The following is an 18,558-nucleotide window of genomic DNA, read 5'->3' as shown; positions in this document are numbered from 1 at the left end:
TGCCGCGCGAGCACTTAACCACGTCTGCACGGAAACTGCACAAAACTCCTGAAGTCGTGCAGACGACCATTTCGAGATTTGCACACCGATCATCCGCGAGACGCAGAAGGTAACGCTTGCCGGATTCAGGATCCTCGATCCGCAGGGCGTCGTGATCGCGGGACGTCAGGAAGTCGGACAATCGCTCGCCCATATCGAGGAAATCGCCGCGGCGCTCCATGGCGAATATCGCGCCGCGCTGCGAATCCCCGTGCCGGACAAGCCCCCGCCGCCGATCTATTCCATCAGCCGCGGCGTCGGCGTGCACGTGTTTTCCGCGATGCCGGTGATCGTCAACAACCGCGTGGCCGGTGTGATCTATACGACCCGGACGCCCAGCAACATTTTCGACCATCTCTATCAGGAACGCGTCAAGTTCCTGCTTGCCGCCCTCGCCGTAATCCTAGCGACAATGGCGATCGGGCTGTTTTTCTCCCGCACCATCACCCAGCCCATGCACGAACTGATCGGCCGCGCCGCGCGCATCGGCAAAGGCGATCGCAGCGCATTCCGCCCGTTGCGGCACTACGGCACGCGCGAATTCGCACAGCTCTCGCATAGCTTCTTCGGCATGGCCGAACAGTTGGCGCGGCGTTCGGACTACATCGCAACGTTCTCGGCGCACCTCACGCATGAGTTGAAGTCGCCGCTCACCTCGATCAAGGGCGCGGCGGAACTGCTCTTGGATTCTCTGGACGACAAATCGGACGGCCTGACCCGTTCCGAGCAGAAGAGCTTCGTGTCGAACATTCTCGGCGATACGGAGCGCCTCGAAGCGATGGCCCAGCGCTTGCGCGAACTGGCGCGCGCCGAAACCGTGCCGCAGAACGAGCGCACCGAACTCGCGTCCGTGATCAGCGATCTCAAGGGCCGGTTCCCGGCTTGCGTTGTCACGGCGGCCGGCAGTCTCGACCGGCCGATCGGGATGTCCGGTGAAAAGGCGCTGATCGTCCTCTCACACCTTGCCGACAACGCCGTGCGGCACAACGCCAGGAATATACGGCTCGACGCCGTGGACGAGCATACGGCCGTCAGGCTGGTCGTGGGCAATGATGGTGATCCGATCTCGGAAGCCAACCGCGAACGGATCTTCGACGCCTTCTTCACCACCCGCCGCGATGCCGGCGGCACGGGGATGGGGCTTGCGATCGTGCGCGCGGTGATGACAAGTCACGGCGGCTCGATCCGACTGCTGCCGACCAGTGAAGGCGTGACCTTCGAGCTTAGGTTTCCCGCCGCTTGAACCTCACATCCGCTCGATGATGATCGCAGGCGCCATGCCGCCGGCGGCACACATCGTCACCAGACCACGCTTGAGGTCACGCCGCTCCAATTCATCCAGCACCGTGCCGATCAGGATCGAGCCGGTGGCGCCGATGGGATGACCGAGCGCGATGGCGCCGCCATTGACGTTGACCTTCTCGCGATCCAGCTTGAGATCGCGGATAAACTTCTCCGCGACCACGGCAAACGCTTCGTTGATCTCGAACAGGTCGATATCGTCAAGCGTCAGCCCGGCCTTGGCCAGCACCTTGCGCGCCGCCGGCACTGGCGCGTTCAGCATCAGGGTCGGCGAATCTCCCATATTGGCCATCGCAACCACGCGCGCCCGGGGCTTCAAGCCGTGCTTCCTGGCGTAGTCGGGCGAAGCCAGCAGGATCGCGGCAGAGCCATCGACCACGCCGGACGAATTTCCCGCGTGATGGACAAAATCGATATCGAGATCGGGATATTTTTCCAGGATCAGCTTGCGATAGGTCGTCCCCTTGTCGTCGAGCGCGTAGTCGGCGACCGCCGGGAAGGCAGGTTTCAGCGCCGCGAGCCCTTCGAGCGTCGTCTGCGGCCGTGGATACTCCTCCTTGTCGAGCGCGAGCGCGCCATCCTCGCGATAGACAGGAACCAGGCTCTTGTCGAAATGGCCGCCCTTGATCGCGGCCGCTGCCCGCTTCTGGCTTTCCAGTCCGAGCGCATCGACGTCCTGCCGCCTGATGTCCTCGAGCGTCGCCACGGCGTCGGCGCAGACGCCCTGGTGCGATTGTGGATGCCTTGCGCGCAGACGGAGATTGCCGGCGTCCATCATGAACGGCCCCTCGCCGCGTCGTCCCTCCATCGACATCACCTCGGTGCCACCGGCGATCACGAGATCCTCGGAGCCGGACATGATCGAAGCAGCTGCCATGTTGACGCTGGTGATGCCGGAACCGCAAAAGCGATCGAGCGTGACGCCGCTCGCCTTCACGTCATAACCGGCATCGAGCGCCGACATGCGGCCGAGATCGCCACTCTGCGCGCCGCGCTGGGAACTGGTGCCCCAGATGATGTCGTCGATATCAGCGGTATCGATGCCGGTGCGATCGGCCAGCGCGCGCAGCACGGTGGCTCCGAGCTGCTGCGGATGGATGCCTGACAGCGCGCCCTTGCCCGCCTTGCCAATGCCTCGCGGCGTCCTGCATGCATCGATGATCAGCGCGTCAACCATGGTGTGTTCCTCAGACAGTATTACATCGGCGCATTTGCAGCCGATCACCCGGCAAAGTCAATTCGCTGTCGCAGGGTGGGTAAAGCGAGGCGTGCCCACCACTTACGGTCGATGCCAGAAAGGTGGGCACGCTTCGCTTTGCCCACCCTACGCTACCCCCGCCGCAGCGCCAGAATCTTCTCCGCGGCGCGCAGATGCGGCTTGTCTACCATCTTGCCATCCATCTTCACCACACCGGACGGATTTCCCGCGAACGCAGCGACGACGCGCTCCGACCACGCGATCTCCTCGTCCGTCGGCATGAAGGCAGCATTGACGACGTCGACATGCTTTGGATGGATCACCGCCTTTGCCAGGAAACCATCCTGCCGCGCCGTGATGCATTCCTCCCGGAGCGCATCCAGATTGTTGATGTCGGTCGCGATCGTATCGATGGCGACGACGCCGGCGGCAGCCGCGCTGATCAGGCAGAGATCGCGCGCCAGCCAGAACGGGCTGTGAAAACGACTACCGGTGCGGTTGCGCGAGGCCCCGAGCGAGGCGGCGAGGTCTTCGGCGCCCCACATCATACCCCATAGCCGCGGGCTCATATTCTCGAAGTCGAGCAGTTTCAGCACCGCCCGCGCCGTCTCGGTCGCAACCGTCACGATGCGTGTCGTGCCCTGGGCAATGCCGGATGCCGCCTCGAACGCATCGAGGTAAAGCGCGAGCTTGTTGACGTCGGCGGCCCCTGCACATTTCGGCAGGACGATGCCGTCTGGCTTCCCCAGCATGACGGCTGCGAGATCGCCCAGCGTCATGTCGGTGTCGAGCGCGTTGACGCGGACATACATCTTCTGATCCGGATTGCGCGAATTCAGCATCTCGCGCGTGATGCCGCGCGCCGCCTCTTTCTGCTCCGGCGCAATGGAATCCTCGAGATCGAGGATCAGGGCATCCGCGGCCGTCTTCTTCGCGCTTTCGAATTTCCGGACGCTGTCGCCGGGAACAAACAGGAACGAACGCATCGCCTCACGCCTTCGGTTTGCAGAGCATCAGCCCGGTACGGCGGCAACTCGCCACCACCTCGCCGCGCTGGTTGGTCATTGTGTGCTCGAATTCCACGAGCCCCTGGGTCGGCCGCGACTTGCTCGGGCGCTTCGAGACGATCTTGGTGTGCGCCCGCAGCGTATCGCCATGAAACACCGGCTTCGGAAACTTCACGTCCGTCATGCCCAGATTGCCGACGGTGGTGCCGAGCGTCGTATCATAGACGCTCATGCCGATCATGATGCCGAGCGTATAGAGGCTGTTGAACAGCCGCTGGCCATATTCGGTCTTCTCGGCGAAATGGGCATCGAGATGCAACGGCTGCGGGTTCATGGTCAACAGACTGAACATCGTATTGTCCATCTCGGTCACGGTGCGGCTGAATTCATGATGGAATTCCCGCCCGACCTCGAACTCCTCGAAATATAGTCCTGCCATCAGCGTCCCCGATAGTTTGGCGTCCGCTTCTCGACGAACGCGTTCAACCCTTCCTGACAATCTTCCGTCGTCGCGACAAGCGCAAAACTCTCGGCCGCGTTCTCGATCGCGCGGCGGTAGTCCGCATCCACTGCGCGCATGAAGGCATCGCGGCCGATCTTCATCACGATCGGCGACTTGGCGGCGAGCGTTCGGGCGACCTCGCGGGCGCGATCGAGCGCGGTCCCCTTCGTCACGACTTCGCTCAAAAGGCCCATGCGAAACGCGGTTGCCGCATCGAACGGTTCGCCGAGAAACAACGGCCCGAAGGCCTGGTGCTTTCCCACCAACCGCGGCAAATGCACGAAGTGAAGCGCCGGTATCAGCCCGACATCGATCTCCGGATAGCCGAAGGTCGAGGCGTCGCCGGCAATGATCATGTCGCAGGATATGGCAATGGTCATGCCGCCAGCCCGCGCGGCACCATCGATCGCTGCAATCGTCGCCTTGCCCATTCGGTACTGGACATCGTTGAGGGCGAAGTAGAGCCGTTCGAGAAAGCCCTTGATCTCGATCGCCGGCTTGCCGCGCACGATGTCGAGATCGAGCCCGGCACAAAACACCTTGTGGGCACTCCCGATGATCACGGCGCGCACGGCCGCATCGTCCTTGGCCGCCTGCAATGCAGCCAGCAGCGCATCGATCAAGGACAGGCTCAGCGCGTTGACCGGCGGGCGATCCAGCATGATCTCGGCGATACCGTCGGCAACCGAGTAGTGGACGAGTTTGTGGCTCATGATGCACCACCTCCATTTGGCCGCGACTGACGCACGGCACCGGCCGCGATCAACGCATCGATAGCGGCACCGTCGAAGCCAGCCTCTGTCAGAACCACGACGCTGTCCTGTCCGATATCCGGCGCGGGACGCAGATCGTCCTCTGAACGACTTGCGATTCCCGGCGTCCGCGGCGTGTAAACCGGGCCGACGCCGGGCGTATCCTGGCAGACCGCGGCCTTGGTTGCCTCGACGTGAGCATTCCTCAGCCATTCGCCGGGATTGTGGATGCGCTCCGCGATGATATCGGCCGCATGCAGCCGCGTCAGCCACGCCTCGGCCGTTTGGGTCAGGAAGACTTCCCGTAGCTGCGGGATCAGCGTATCAGCCGAATCCGCACGCCGAGCGAAATCGGCAAAACGCGGATCAGTGGCGAGATCTTCGCGCCCGATCGCCGTGCAGAGCCGCCTGTACTGCGCTTCGTTCACCAGCGTCACCATCATCCAGCCGTCCTTGGCCTGGTAGGTGCCAGCCGGCACGTTGAGCGCGCGCGGTGCACCGCCTTCCAGAATGAACTCAGCAACCTTGTGCCCCAGCAGCGCCGCCGTCGACTGGCAGAGATTGACGTCGATCCAGCGCCCCGTGCCCACGGTCGCCCGCGCGAACAGCGTGATGGCGATGGCCTGGAAGGCGTAGACGCCGGTGACGACGTCGGAGATCGTCGTGCCGACCCGGTGCGGTGTGCCGTCAGCGCCGACATTGACCGAGACCAGACCCGAAAATGCCTGCGCCACGGAATCCGATCCGGGACGCTTCGCGTAAGGCCCACTTTGCCCGAAGCCGCTGACCGAGAGATAGACCAGGCCGGGATTGTCGCGTGACAGCAATTCATACCCGAGCCCAAGCCGCGCGGCCACGCCGGGCCTAAAGCCTTCGATCAGGACGTCGGCGTCCCTTGCCAGCTTCTGAGCAATCGCGATCCCATCCTTCTGCTTCAGGTCGAGGCACAGGCTGCGCTTGCCGCGGTTGTAGACGGCGGACAGCGTGGTATGGTTGCCATAGGTCGTCCCGAGATAGCGCGACCAGTCACCCTCCGGCGGCTCGACCTTGATGACGTCGGCGCCATAGACCCCAAGCAGCATCGCGCAATAGGGCGACGCAATGCCCTGTCCGAAATCGAGCACCCGAAGGCCGCGATAGGGCGCCTCGTGCGTCGGCGCCAGCCTGCTTTCAACCGCCATTCATCCTCCCCATGGAGGCCGAAGGCTACAGCGCCAGATAGCGCTGCCGAATGTTGTCGTTGGCCTTCAGCTCTTCGATTGGAGATGTGTAGACGATTTGGCCCTTGTCGATAACCGTCGCGTGGCTTGCAAGGCCAAGGCAAAAATGCATGTTTTGCTCGGCGATCAACACCGTGGCGCCGGTTGCGCGAAGCTGCCGCAACAGTTCGCCGATTCGTTGCACGATGATCGGCGCCAATCCCTCGCTCGGCTCGTCCAAGAGCAGCAGCGCTGGGTTGCCCATCAGCGTCCGCGCGATGGCCAGCATCTGCTGCTCGCCGCCGGACAGCCGTCCCGCGATCCGGTAGCGCAATGGCTCGAGCAGCGGGAAAACGTCATAGATGCGCCGAATCGACCATTCGTCCTCGCCATTTGGCCCCTTCTTCTGGCCGATGACGAGATTGTCTTCGACCGTATGCTCCGGGAAGATCTGGCGGTCCTCCGGGACAAAACCCAATCCGGCGCGGGCGATGCGATGCGGCCGCATCCCGGAAACGGTCCTGCCGTTCAGGGTCACCTTGCCGCGACGCGCCGGCGCGAGCCCCATGATCGCCTTCATGGTAGTGGACTTGCCGGCGCCGTTGCGCCCGAGCAGCGCCATGGTCTCACCCTGCCGCACGGAGAGGCCGACGCCAAACAGGATCTGGCTCGTGCCGTAGTAGACGTCGAGGTCCTCGACCTGCACGACTGGCAAAGCGCTCATGTCACGGCCTCGGCATGGTCCTCGGTGCCGAGATAAGCCTCGATCACCGCGTCGTTGCGCCTGATGGCATCAGGTGTGCCAGTCGCAAGGATGCGGCCGTAGCAGAGCACGACGATCCTGGGCGCGATCTTGAACACGATGTCCATGTCGTGCTCGATGAAGACGACCGTGATCTTCTGCGTCTCCCAGAGCTCCCGGACCTTGTCGATCATCCGCCAGCGCTCTTCGGTGCCCATGCCGGCGGTCGGCTCGTCCAGCAGCAGCACCTTTGGGTCGAGCACCAACGCCAGCGCGATATCGAGCAGCTTCTGATCGCCATGCGACAGTGTCGCGGCGGTACGGTGGCGCTTGTTGGCAAGGCCGAGCAATTCCATCGCGTGCTCCGCGCGGTCCCGCGTCTCGACGAGCGGGAAACGCCGGTGCAGCACGGTCGAGCGGCGCTGATCCGCGCAGACCGCAGCGAGCATGGTCTCCTGCACGGTGAGCGAAGGAAAGATGCTGGCGACCTGGAACGCCCGTCCGATGCCGTGCCGCACGATCTCGGGCGGCGACTTGCCGGCGAGATCGACGCCGTCGAGCATTACCTCGCCGGAATCCGGTCTGAGCGCGCCGGTGATCAGATTGAAGAAGGTGCTCTTGCCGGCACCGTTCGGACCGATCACGGCCGTCAGCGAGCCATCGGCAAAGTCGAGCGAAACGTTGTCCGTCGCTTTCACCCCGCCGAACGACTTTGAGAGCTCGCGAATATCAAGCATGCCTAGCCGCGCTCCCCTGGCCCGTCGCGCCGCTGCGCATACCACTCGAGCACATAATCCATCAGGCCCTTGCGCAGGCCGATGGCGAAGAACAGGATCACGACGCCGAGCACGATGCCATGATATTCCGTGTAGCGGGTGACGGTATCGTTGAGGATCAGCAGCAGCACCGTGCCGACCATCGGCCCCAGGAACGTGGTGACGCCGCCGAGCATGTTGATGAAGATGCCCTCGCCCGAAATCGTCCAGTAGGCGAATTCGGGATAGGCGCCGGAGACGAACAGCGCCATCACCATGCCGCCGGTGGACGCAAACAGCGCCGCCAGCACGAAGATGGTCAGCTTGGCGCGCCAGACATCGATGCCGATGAAGCTGGCGCGCCGCGCATTGTCGCGGATCATGCGCAGCGTATAGCCGAAGGGCGATTGCGCGATCTGGCGCATCAGAAGCAGGCCGAGCACCAGCAGCGCGCAGCTTGTGATGTAGAGATGCACATGATTGGCAAGATCGATGCCGAAAAAAACCGGCCGTGGGATGCCGCCGCGCAAGCCCTGGTCGCCGCCGGTCAGCGACGCCCAGGTCAGGATCGTCGAGTGGATCAGCATCTGGAATGCCAGCGTGACGAACGCGAAGTAGATCTCCTTCAGCCGCACGCAGATCGCACCGATGATCGCAGCGAAAACGGCGGTGATCGCGAGCGTCGCCACAAAAGCCACCGGTATCGGCACGCCGGTGCGCTGCATCAGCAGGCCGAAGCCATAGGCGCCGAGACCGAAGAACATGCCGTGCCCGAACGAGATCATGCCGGTATAGCCGACGAGCAGATTGAGCGACGTCGCGAACAGGCCGAACGCTGAACAGCGGATCACGAAATCGAGCAGCGCCTTGCTGCCGAAGAAGAATGGCAGCGCCGCCAGCACCGCAAAGGCGACCAGCGCAATCAGAATGTCGCGATAACGCGAGCGGAACGAGCGCGTTTCGATGCGCGGCGTAGTCAAGGTCTCCGACGCGCGATCAGCCTGCAGCTCGGTCATGCGACCTCCTTGCCGAACAGGCCGGTCGGCCGTGACACCAGGACGATCACCATGAACAGGTACATCAGGCCTTCGGTGAACAGGGGAAAGCCGAGCGAGCCGAACGAGCGGATCAGGCCGATGAGCAGAGCTCCGATCAACGCGCCCAGGATCGAGCCCATGCCGCCGATCACGGTAACGATGAAGGATTCGATCAGCACCGAAAATCCCATTCCCGGCGTCAGCGAGCGCACGGGCGCCGCCAGTGCGCCGCCAAGCCCAGCGAGCATGCCGCCGAGCGCGAACACGCCGCCATAGAGCAGCCCGGTATTGATGCCGAGCGCCGACACCATGCCCGGATTGTGGGCGGCCGCGCGGATCACCTTGCCGATCCGGGTGCGGGCAAGCCCAAGGCCAAGCACCAAGGCGGCGGCCAATGCGACCCCGATCAGCAGCAGGTAATAGGGCGGCACGACGCCGCCGGCGATGAACAGCGGTGGTACCTGGAACGCCGATGGCATGCCCATCGACTTGAATTCAGGTCCCCAGATCATGCGCACGACGTCGTCGAAGATCAGCACGAAGGCGTAGCAGACCAGCAATTGCATCAGCACGTCGGCGCCATAGACGCGGCTCATGAACACGCGCTCGAAGATCAGGCCCAGGAGCGCCGTGCCCGCCGCGCCGCACAGCATCGCGAGCGCAAAGCTGTCCGTGAGCTGGTAGGCCGTCATCGCGAAATAGGCGCCGAACATATAGAAGGCGCCGTGGCTGAAATTGACCACCTTGAGCACGCCGAAGATCAGCGTCAGCCCGACGGCGACGAGAAACAGCAGCATACCGATAATGAGGCCGCTGGTGGTTTGCGTCACCAGGCAGGCCGGACTGGCGAGGCAGCCAGCGAGCGCGTCTATATCCAATGCAGTATTTCCATCTCAGCGCGCCGAAACCGTCGGCGCGCAACTCGCCAAACGTGACGTATGTGGAAGCGGCCCGCCCGCCTCCACTCACAGGCCGGTCAGGTGTAGCCCTTGCTCTTCTTCCACTCGGCTTCGAGCTCGAAGATGGTCTTCCAATCGCCGGCCTTCACCTCCGGCACATAAGGTTCCTGCGGGATCGTGGTGCCCCAGCCGATGGCGTAGCCGACCAGGGTGTTGTCCTCCGCGCGCATCGTCACGGTGCCGTCGGCGCCGAACGGGCATTTGATCGTCAACCCGCGCAGCGCTTCCGCGACCTTCTTGCCGTCAGTGGAGTTGGCTTTTTTCACCGCCTCGGTGAGCAGCATCACCGCAGTCGCATTCTGCCACGACCAGTTGGTCGGGTACTCGTTGTACTTCGCCCGGTAGGCGTCGCCCCACGCGGCATTCTCCGGCGTCTTCGGGAATGTCTTGATGTAGCGGTTGCCGGAGTGAATGCCCTTCGGCAGGTTCTTCACCACCGTGAGCGCCGTGTAGTCGGCCATGTTGACGGCGAACACTTCCATCTGCGTGAACAGCGCGTAGATGTTGGCCTGGTCGATGTAGGACGTCAGATCGCCGCCCCACAGGCACGTATACAGCGCCTGCGGCTTGGCCTGCAGGATCTTCGTCACCACTTCGGTGTAGTCAGGCTGGAACAGCTTTGGCCAGGACTCGCTGATGATCTCGACATCGGGCGCAAAGCGCTTGAGATAGAGCGCGAATTCGCCGGTGGTATCGCGGCCATAGGCATAGTCCGGCGAGCAGGTCGCCCATTTCTTCAGGCCCTTGGCTTTGGCGATCGCCGCCGCATAGCTGCCACCGACGATGGAATCGTGGATGCCTTGACGGACGCAGCGGAACGCGTTGGGAATGTGCTGCTTCGGATCGGCCGTCAGCGACGAGGCTTCCGAGCAGGTATGGATGCAGAGCACACCGAGGTCGCGTGCCACTTCGTGAACTGCGAACGATCCGGACGAAGCCTCGCCGTCGAACAGCATCTCGCAGCCGTCGGTGTTGACGAGCTCGCGCGCGACGCGGGCTGCTTCCTGCGGCTGGCCCTTGGAGTCGCGGATCACCATCTCGATCTGCCGGCCAGCCAGGCCGCCCGCGGCGTTGACCTTCTCGACCTCCAGCAGCACGGCATTGCGCGAGGACGTGCCGAGCTGCGCGACGCGACCCGACAAAATCGTCGGCATGCCGATCTTGATGGTCTTGGCCTGCGCGCGCGCCACCCATGGCGCAGCGATCGTCACCGCACCGGCGCCCATCAGCGCCAGAGTCGCACGGCGGCTGACGCCCGGTTGACGGGTTCTCTTCATTCTCCCCTCCCAGTCGGGTTGTCGTTCCCTATTCCCTTGCCGGAGATCATCTCGTCTCCGTGGACACAAGGATTTCAGAGCAAGGGGGGTGACGTCAAGCCAAAGATGAATTACGAGTCATAGTTCATCGGGGAAGGAAACGAGGCCGAAACGGCCCTTTGAGCGGCAGATGATCAACCTTTCGAGCTTCATCGCCTTTCATGCCAAGCGGACGCCGCATCGGTGTGCGCTGAAATATCGCGGCGTGGACATTTCCTACGGCAACTTCGACGAGCGCATCCGCCGGGTGGCCGGCTGGCTCGCCTCCCGCGGCATCGGTCCCGACGACGTCGTCGCAGTGCTGATGAAGAACAGCGCCGCCTTTCTCGAACTGGTGTTTGCCACCAGCCATATCGGCGCGGTGTTCCTACCGATCAACTATCGCCTCTCCGCCGATGAGGTCGGCTACATCGTCGGCAATGCCGGCGCGCGCATCCTGATCGCGGATCAAGAGCTTGCCGCAACCGCGGCGGGCCATGCGCCAATCGTATTGCTGGATGAAGCCGCGCAATCGACTGCCACGCAGTTCGCCGGCGACATCGCGCCCGCGCCTATGCATGTCCGCCGACCACAGGACCTGATGCGGCTGATGTACACGTCAGGCACGACCGACCGCCCCAAGGGCGTGATGCTCAGTTACGAGAACATGTACTGGAAGTCGGCCGACCAGACGCTGGTGCTCGGCCTCAATGCGGATACGCGCCTGCTTGTCGTCGGCCCGCTCTATCACGTCGGCGCCCTCGATCTGCCTGGAATCGGTGTGCTGTGGCACGGCGGCATGCTCTCGGTCCATCGCGACTTCAAGCCCGAACAGGCGCTCGCTGCGATCGCAGCGGAGAAGCTGAACGCGGCGTGGCTCGCCCCCGTGATGACGACCGCGATCCTCACTTGCCCCACCCGTGACCGTTACGATGTCTCAAGTCTCGCATGGGCGATCGGCGGCGGCGAGAAAACGCCGGAGCTGCGCATCCGCGCTTTCTCCGACTGTTTCAAGAATGCCCGCTACATCGACGCCTATGGTCTGACCGAGAGCGTCGGCGGTGACACCTTCATGGAGCCGGGCCGCGAGATCGAGAAGATCGGCTCGACCGGACGCGCCATCGCCCATGTCGAGGTCGAGATCCGTGATGACCAGGGCAATCCTCTCCCCGCCGGCGAGAACGGCGAGATCTGCCTGCGCGGACCGAAGGTCACGAAAGGATATTGGCGGGATCCGGAGAAGACCGCAGCCGCCTTCTTCGGCGACTGGTTCCGCACCGGCGATGTCGGCTATCTCGACGAGGAGGGCTTCCTCTATCTCACTGACCGCAAGAAGGACCTGATCATTTCCGGCGGCGAGAACATCGCCTCCTCCGAGGTCGAGCGCGTCATCTATGAAATGCCTGAGGTTCGCGAGGTGGCCGTCATCGGCGCGCGCGATGAGCGCTGGGGCGAGAAGCCGGTCGCAATCGTCGTGCTGGCGGAAGGCGCTGCGCTCGATCTGCCCGCCCTCACCGATTACTGCCGCACCCGGCTCGCCAGCTTCAAACTGCCGAAACAACTGATCATCCGCGACAGCCTGCCGCGCAACCCTTCCGGCAAGGTGCTCAAGCGCGTGCTGCGCGCCGAACTGGAGACCGCTACATGACCCAAGCACCGCACGCTGCGCCCATCAAGATCCCCAAGCTGAACCGGGTCGAGCGCAACGCCTGGACCAAGCAAAAGATCTTCGACGCCGCGACCAAGGTGGTCGGCAAATATGGCTACGCCGAAGCCTCCGTTGCCCGCATCACCGAGGAAGCCGGCGTCGCGCAAGGCACCTTCTACAATCATTTCGAGAATCGCCAGGAACTGCTCGAGCAGCTCCTGCCGAAGATCGGACTGGACATGGTGCGCTTCATTCACGCGCGCACCGGCACCCCGCATACGGCGCGGCAGGAGATCGAGCGCTTTTCCGCCTTCTTCGATTTCATCCTCGAAGTGCCGGAGTTCCTGCGCATCCTCAACGAGGCCGAGTTCTTTGCGCCGATCGGCTACCAGAAGCATTTCGACAATATCTCGACTGCCTATGTGCGCATCCTGCGCCGCGCTCGGCAGGCCGGTGAGATCATCGATTTCAGCGACGAGGAGTTTGAGGCCATCGTGCAGATGCTGATGGGCGCGCGCGGCTATCTCAGCCGCCGCTATTCCTACGTCGATGGCAAGGTCACTGCTCCCCCTGATCACGTGATCTCGGCCTATCGGAAGCTTGTGACCCGCGGCCTGTTCAACAAAGCAAGTCAGGAAAATGGTCATGAGCGCTGACGGCCTCGTTCTCGTCACCGGCGGCAGCCGCGGCATTGGCGCCGCCACCGCCACGCTGCTTGCCGATCAGGGCCAGCGCGTCGTCATCGTCGACATCGCGCCGGAACCGCTGGTCGGGACCGATGCGATCCTCTGGCCCGCCCCGTTCGATGTCGCGAGCGAAGCGGCCGTCACCGCCGGCGTTGCCGACATCGAGGCCGCGCATGGGCCGATCACCGGCCTTGTCAATGCCGCCGGCGTGTTCGGCAAGATGCATCGGATCGAGCGGGTGCGGATGGAGCAATGGGACCGCGAGGTCAACATCGACCTGCGCGGCACGTTTCTGGTCGCCCGCAGCGTCGGCGTGCGGATGGCCGCGCGGCGAACGGCGCCATTGTCAATGTCGCCTCAGTCGCCGGCATGACCTCGGGCCCGATCCACGCCTATACCGCGGCGAAGGCCGGCGTCATCCAGATCACACAGACGCTTGCCGCCGAATGGGGCCGGGTCGGCGTGCGCGTTAACGCGGTATCGCCGGGTTTCACCCGCACGGCGATGCTGGAAGCCGGCATCGCCTCGGGCGCGCTCGACAAGGAACTGCTGTCGCGGCCATCTGCCATGAACCGGCTGGTCGAGCCGTTCGAGGTGGCGCAGGCGATTGCCTGGCTGCTTTCACCAAAGAGCAGCGGCGTCACTGGCATCAACCTGCCTGTCGATGCCGGCTTTATCGCGGGGTCAACATGGGCCGCCTATGGCGGATTGCCGGAAGCACCGGAAGCGTGAGGACAACAGCATGAACATCGAAATGCCGCGCAAGAAACTCGACCTTGCTTCCGCGATCGCTGAAGGCGACATCCGCGTGCTGTTGATGGTGCTCGTGCACATGACTGGCGATGAGCGCTGGCTGGAACCACCGTACAAGCCCAAGCGCGACGTGCGCCTGATCCCCGATCCGGACGCCGGCGTGCCGAAAGAAATTCAGGACGAAATCCGCGCCGCGGTCCTGAAGCTCTATGAGAACGGCGAGCCCAAGCCTGTTATCACAGATCCCGGCAACGAATTGATGCTGAAGATGATGAGCGCGACGCTGGGCGAGAACGTCGCGCCGGAATACGCGCCGCTGATGCGCGAGGAAATGGGTTTCATCCCGCGCGATGCGCGCTGGACCAAACGTCCATCGGACGAGAAGCTCGCCGAACAGCACGTCCTGATCGTCGGCGCCGGCGTCTGCGCGATTGCGCTGGGCGTTGCGCTGGACCGGCTCGACATCCCCTACACCATCGTCGAGAAAGAGGACGAGATCGGCGGCACCTGGTATGTCAACCGCTATCCCGGCTGCGGCGTCGATACCCCGAACCACTCCTATTCCTTCTCGTTCGGCGAGCGGAACCAGTGGACGCGTTATTTCGCGCCGCGCCAGGAACTGCTCGACTATCTCTTGAAGGTGGTGCGCGAACACGGCATCCGACGCCATGTCCGTCTCAACACCGAGCTGATCGCCTCACGCTGGGACGACAACAAGCGGCGCTGGATCTCGACCCTCAAGACCGAGAAAGGAGAAGAAACTTTTGAATCGACCGCTCTCGTCAGCGCGATCGGCCAGCTCAACGACCCCGCGCCGGCCCATTTCAAGGGCGAGCAAGGTTTCCAGGGCCTCGCCGTGCATTCGGCGCTGTGGTCCGACGATATCAATCTCGACGGCAAGCGCGTCGCCGTGATCGGCACCGGCGCCACCGCGATGCAGCTCGTGCCCGCCATCGCCGATCGCGTATCGTCGGTCACGGTCTATCAGCGCACGGCACAATGGGCACGCCCGGTCAAAGGTTACTCCGACCCGATCACCGAAGGCGCGCGATGGCTGCTCGCGCATTTGCCCTTCTATGTGCAGTGGTACCGCTTCAACATGTTCTGGCGCTATGGCGACGGCCTGCTGCCATTCCTGCGCAAGGATCCGAACTGGCCGCATCCGGCGCGCGCCGTCAACAAGGGCAACGATCGGCACCGGCAGGAGCTGACGGATTTCATCCTGTCCGAGCTCAAGGATCGCCCCGACCTGATCGAAAAATGCGTGCCGACCTATCCGCCCTATGGCAAGCGCATCCTGCTCGACAACAACTGGTTCAAGACGCTGACCAAGCCGAATGTCGAGCTGGTCACCGCCCCGATCGATCATTTTGCGCGCGATGGCATCGTCACGGCAGACGGCAAGCAGCGTGCGCACGACATCATCATCATCTCAACCGGCTTCAGGGTTTCGGAGATGGCGGCGCGGCTCAACATCACCGGGCGCGGCGGCAACAATCTCAGGGATGTCTGGGCCAACGATAACCCGACGGCCTATCTCGGCTTGACCGTGCCAAACTTCCCAAACCTGTTCCTGATGCTGGGCCCGAACTCAGGACCTGCGCATGGCGGCAGCGTGATTTTCCAGTCGGAATGCCAGAGCCGCTACATCTCGGCTTGTCTGGTCGAGATGATCGAGAAAGGCATTGCCGCCATCGATGTCAGTCAGGAAGCCCATGATCAATATGTCCGCAAGGTCGATGCCGAACATGAGCAGTTGATCTGGACCCATCCGGGCATGACGACCTATTATCGCAACAGCCGGGGCCGCGTGTTCTCGGCCATGCCCTGGCGCTTCGTCGACTATTGGGGGATGACTCATGATCCCGACCTGAGTCAGTATCGACAAACCAAACGTGCAGACGCCTGAGAGCCACCATGATCACGGAGGGGCTAAGGATGGAAAGGCCGCGCGTACGCATCTATACCGACTACAAGAGCCCTTACGCCTTCGTCGCCAACAAGCGCCTGTTCGAGCTCGAAGAGCAGCATGGCGTCGAGTTGGAATGGCTGCCCTATACGCTGCGGATCCCGGAATTCATGGGGACGGTGGAAGAGCGCACCCCGCATTTCTGGCGCAAGGTGCGTTACGCCTACATGGACGCGCGGCGTTTCGCCAACGCGCAGGGCCTGACCATGAAGGGACCGCGGCAGATCTACGACGCCTTCTATTCCAGCGCCGGCATGCTGTTCGCCCAACGCCACGGCCTGTTCCGGCCGTACCACGACATGGTCTTTCGCCGCTTTTGGAACCATGATCTGGAGATCGACGAACTATCTGATATCGCTGGCGTGATCGCGACGATCGGCGGCTCGGCAAAAGAGTTCGAGGAATATGTTCATGGGCCCGCGCGAGCGGAACATGATCGGATCGTCGAGGAAGCGGAGGCGCTCGGCGTGTTCGGCGTCCCGACCATGGTATTCAATGGCGAGCTGTTCTGGGGTGGCGATCGCATCGACTTGCTGATCGAGCGCATCAAGGATCCGACCTCCATCGCGATAGCGCTTGGCAGCCGACATAGGAAATGATCCTGCGCTTCATGGTTCCCTCACCTCGGGGAACCGCGACTTCACTTGACAGCCTCCAATATCTGCCGCAGCATTTTATTGATGCACCTGTCGGGGTGCTGGAGCTTGGCTCCCGGCCTTGCAGGGATTGCCGATCGATTATGTCGTCGGGCGGCAAGCAGAGGATACGGACAGATGTCCGTCGGGCCACTCTTGGAGAGGAGCATGACGCCACCGGGACAATCCTGTGACCTTGCTCAGCGGCAAGGTCTCGGCGCAGTTGAGGCGAACAGCAGCTGCTAGCCGCATTGCGCCGTCGACAATCTGAACATATCCACCGGATGGGAGCGCAAAGGCCACGCGCTTTACGATCCAGAGTTATCCTGGTCTCTACCAGAATCCTTCGCTAAAACGAAGATGCAGGGCCCCGCGATGCTCCAATGCACCGGGGCCCATTAATTTGGAGGGGAGGCGTTGAGGTCTGCCATCCAGATCCGGAACCGAACTCCTCTTCGCGCGCTAATTTCGCTCGAACCGAGGGAGGTCATGATGAAACGCTATCTGCTTTGTCTCAATTTGGTTGCGTTGCTCGCGGCTGTCTGCCATGCCCCTGCCCTCGCCCAAAGCACGAGAACCGGTCCGGCATTTTATGTTGTGCTCAACTCGCTGACCAAGAGTTGCTCGGTCGTCGACAAGACGCCCAAGACGGATACCCCGAACATCACGGTCGCAAGCGACACGGTTTACAAGAGCCGGGCCGAGGCGGAGGAAGCGATCAAGACCTTGCCGTCCTGCTCGCGATAGCTGGTTCGCTGGATGAAACCGAAGGCGATCAGTTCGCAGCCAGATGCGCCCAGCACTCCGCGCGCTCCAGCAGCGGTGGATCCGATCAGGCGATAGCATCCTTCGCTCATGACTGACTCGCTTCCTCGCGCAACGGCCGGAAGAATTCGCGCACCTCGCGCACGAACAACTCGGGCTGCTCAAAGGCGGCGAAGTGCCCGCCCTTTGGCATCTCGCTCCAATGACAGATGTTGGTGTAGCTCGCCTCCATCCACTTTCGAACCGGCGTGACAATCTCCTTGGGAAAGACGGCGACGCCGGTCGGCACGGTGACCTTGTGCGCGGTTCGCCGTTTCGATCCGAAGCTTTCCCAATAGAGCCGCGCCGAGGAAGCCGCGGTGGCGGGCACCCAATACAGCATGACGTTGTCGAGCAGTTCGTCGCGGGACAGGATGTTCTCGGGATGCCCGTTGCAGTCGGTCCAGGCCCAGAATTTCTCGAGGATCCACGCGGCCTGACCGCTCGGTGAATCCGTCAGCCCATAGCCGAGCGTTTGCGGGCGGGTCGACTGCTGCTTCGAATAGCCGGCATCCCAGTCGGCGTAGTATTTGATACCGTTCAGCGCCCGCACCTCTTCCGGCGTCGGCTGTCCCTCGACATTGGGCCGCGTCGCCATCGCCAGCGTGATGTGAATGCCGGCGCAACGCGCAGCGTCTTGCGCGCCCAGCGCGGTCGTGACGGCCGAACCCCAGTCGCCACCTTGCGCGCCGTATCGCGCATAGCCAAGACGTTCCATCAGTACGGCCCAGGCCGCGGCAATGCGATCGACGCCCCAGCCGGTTGCACGCGGCTTGGCGGAGAAGCCGAAGCCCGGCAATGACGGACAGATCACATGAAACGCGTCGGCCGCACGGTCACCGTGCGCGGTCGGGTCGGTTAGCGGTTCGATCACCTTGTGGAATTCGACCACCGATCCCGGCCAGCCATGGGTGATGATCAGCGGCAACGCGTTCGCGTGCGGCGAGCGAACATGCAGGAAATGGATGCCAAGTCCGTCGATCTCTGTCGTGAATTGCGCGAAGCGATTGAGGCGCGCTTCGCGGCTGCGCCAGTCATATTCGTCGGCCCAGTAGCGGCAGACCTTCTGGATCCACTTCAGCGGAGCACCCTGGCTCCAGTCTTCGACCTGCTCGGCCTCGGGCCACCGCGTCCGGCCGAGCCTTGATTTGAGATCTTCGAGCACATCGTCACCGACCGCGATCCGATAGGGTTGTATCGCTGTGCTCATGGCCCGCTCCTCCAAACGACACGCTCAATATCGGAGAAAAAGCAGGCTATGCGCAAGCCGCATGGA

16 protein-coding genes and 2 pseudogenes are annotated in these 18,558 nt (G+C 63.0%); 7 read left to right on the top strand and 11 right to left on the bottom strand.

Annotated elements, in window-relative coordinates; translation table 11 throughout:
• Positions 1-82: 82 nt before the first annotated feature.
• Positions 83-1,282 (top strand): annotated as a pseudogene (locus YY7_RS52315) (HAMP domain-containing sensor histidine kinase); the annotation flags it as partial.
• Positions 1,283-1,285: 3 nt separating this feature from the next.
• Here YY7_RS52315 and YY7_RS0120625 read toward each other — a convergent pair.
• The 10 genes from YY7_RS0120625 to YY7_RS0120580 all read right to left on the bottom strand — a co-directional run bounded on the left by YY7_RS0120625 (position 1,286) and on the right by YY7_RS0120580 (position 10,769).
• The gene (locus tag YY7_RS0120625; RefSeq protein WP_028164875.1) at positions 1,286-2,518 is read right to left on the bottom strand and encodes an acetyl-CoA C-acetyltransferase; all 1,233 of its coding nucleotides are present in this window, start codon (positions 2,516-2,518) and stop codon (positions 1,286-1,288) included.
• A gap of 152 nt (positions 2,519-2,670) precedes the next feature.
• Positions 2,671-3,525 (bottom strand): HpcH/HpaI aldolase/citrate lyase family protein, encoded by an 855-nt coding sequence (locus YY7_RS0120620; RefSeq protein ID WP_028164874.1) that lies wholly within the window; start codon positions 3,523-3,525, stop codon positions 2,671-2,673.
• Positions 3,526-3,529: 4 nt separating this feature from the next.
• Positions 3,530-3,985 carry a MaoC family dehydratase gene (locus tag YY7_RS0120615; RefSeq protein WP_028164873.1) on the bottom strand — a complete coding sequence of 152 codons (456 nt, stop codon included), beginning with the start codon at positions 3,983-3,985 and terminating at the stop codon, positions 3,530-3,532.
• Complete coding sequence (locus YY7_RS0120610) at positions 3,985-4,761, bottom strand: enoyl-CoA hydratase/isomerase family protein (RefSeq protein WP_028164872.1); 777 nt, start codon at positions 4,759-4,761, stop codon at positions 3,985-3,987. Before YY7_RS0120610 ends, YY7_RS0120615 begins: the two co-directional genes overlap by 1 nt.
• Positions 4,758-5,981 carry a CaiB/BaiF CoA transferase family protein gene (locus tag YY7_RS0120605; RefSeq protein WP_028164871.1) on the bottom strand — a complete coding sequence of 408 codons (1,224 nt, stop codon included), beginning with the start codon at positions 5,979-5,981 and terminating at the stop codon, positions 4,758-4,760. The genes YY7_RS0120610 and YY7_RS0120605 overlap by 4 nt, the downstream gene beginning before the upstream one ends.
• A 25-nt stretch (positions 5,982-6,006) precedes the next feature.
• On the bottom strand, positions 6,007-6,723 hold the full coding sequence (locus tag YY7_RS0120600; protein WP_028164870.1) for an ABC transporter ATP-binding protein: 717 nt from the start codon (positions 6,721-6,723) through the stop codon (positions 6,007-6,009).
• The gene (locus YY7_RS0120595) at positions 6,720-7,478 is read right to left on the bottom strand and encodes an ABC transporter ATP-binding protein (protein WP_028164869.1); all 759 of its coding nucleotides are present in this window, start codon (positions 7,476-7,478) and stop codon (positions 6,720-6,722) included. The genes YY7_RS0120600 and YY7_RS0120595 overlap by 4 nt, the downstream gene beginning before the upstream one ends.
• Before the next feature lie 2 nt (positions 7,479-7,480).
• On the bottom strand, positions 7,481-8,512 hold the full coding sequence (locus YY7_RS0120590) for a branched-chain amino acid ABC transporter permease (RefSeq protein WP_028164868.1): 1,032 nt from the start codon (positions 8,510-8,512) through the stop codon (positions 7,481-7,483).
• Entirely contained in the window at positions 8,509-9,411 is a 903-nt protein-coding gene (locus YY7_RS0120585; RefSeq protein WP_028164867.1) for a branched-chain amino acid ABC transporter permease, read from the bottom strand. Before YY7_RS0120585 ends, YY7_RS0120590 begins: the two co-directional genes overlap by 4 nt.
• A gap of 98 nt (positions 9,412-9,509) precedes the next feature.
• Positions 9,510-10,769, bottom strand: coding sequence for an ABC transporter substrate-binding protein (locus YY7_RS0120580; protein WP_028164866.1), 1,260 nt, complete (start codon positions 10,767-10,769; stop codon positions 9,510-9,512).
• Positions 10,770-10,938: 169 nt separating this feature from the next.
• On the opposite strand from YY7_RS0120580, the gene YY7_RS0120575 reads away from it, so the two are divergent.
• The 6 genes and pseudogenes from YY7_RS0120575 (at position 10,939) to YY7_RS60500 (ending at position 17,225) form a co-directional block, all read left to right on the top strand.
• Positions 10,939-12,435, top strand: a complete 1,497-nt coding sequence (locus YY7_RS0120575) for an AMP-binding protein (RefSeq protein ID WP_028164865.1) — start codon at positions 10,939-10,941, stop codon at positions 12,433-12,435.
• Positions 12,432-13,091: a TetR/AcrR family transcriptional regulator gene (locus YY7_RS0120570; RefSeq protein ID WP_028164864.1), complete on the top strand. Its 660-nt coding sequence runs from the start codon at positions 12,432-12,434 to the stop codon at positions 13,089-13,091. Before YY7_RS0120575 ends, YY7_RS0120570 begins: the two co-directional genes overlap by 4 nt.
• Positions 13,075-13,736, top strand: a pseudogene (locus YY7_RS65100) (SDR family NAD(P)-dependent oxidoreductase); the annotation flags it as partial. The gene YY7_RS0120570 and the pseudogene YY7_RS65100, both read left to right, overlap by 17 nt.
• Before the next feature lie 127 nt (positions 13,737-13,863).
• Positions 13,864-15,783, top strand: a complete 1,920-nt coding sequence (locus tag YY7_RS0120560; RefSeq protein ID WP_028164863.1) for a flavin-containing monooxygenase — start codon at positions 13,864-13,866, stop codon at positions 15,781-15,783.
• A 29-nt stretch (positions 15,784-15,812) separates the two neighbouring features.
• Positions 15,813-16,442, top strand: coding sequence for a 2-hydroxychromene-2-carboxylate isomerase (locus tag YY7_RS0120555; RefSeq protein WP_028164862.1), 630 nt, complete (start codon positions 15,813-15,815; stop codon positions 16,440-16,442).
• A 528-nt stretch (positions 16,443-16,970) separates the two neighbouring features.
• Entirely contained in the window at positions 16,971-17,225 is a 255-nt protein-coding gene (locus tag YY7_RS60500; protein ID WP_155255254.1) for a hypothetical protein, read from the top strand.
• Between the two features lie 106 nt (positions 17,226-17,331).
• On the opposite strand, the gene YY7_RS0120545 is transcribed toward YY7_RS60500, so the two are convergent.
• Positions 17,332-18,492: an epoxide hydrolase family protein gene (locus YY7_RS0120545; RefSeq protein ID WP_028164861.1), complete on the bottom strand. Its 1,161-nt coding sequence runs from the start codon at positions 18,490-18,492 to the stop codon at positions 17,332-17,334.
• Positions 18,493-18,558 lie beyond the last annotated feature (66 nt).

The organism is Bradyrhizobium elkanii WSM2783, assembly GCF_000472865.1.
GTDB classification, from domain to species: Bacteria; Pseudomonadota; Alphaproteobacteria; order Rhizobiales; family Xanthobacteraceae; genus Bradyrhizobium; species Bradyrhizobium elkanii_A.
This window is presented reverse-complemented; position numbering and strand designations above follow the sequence as displayed.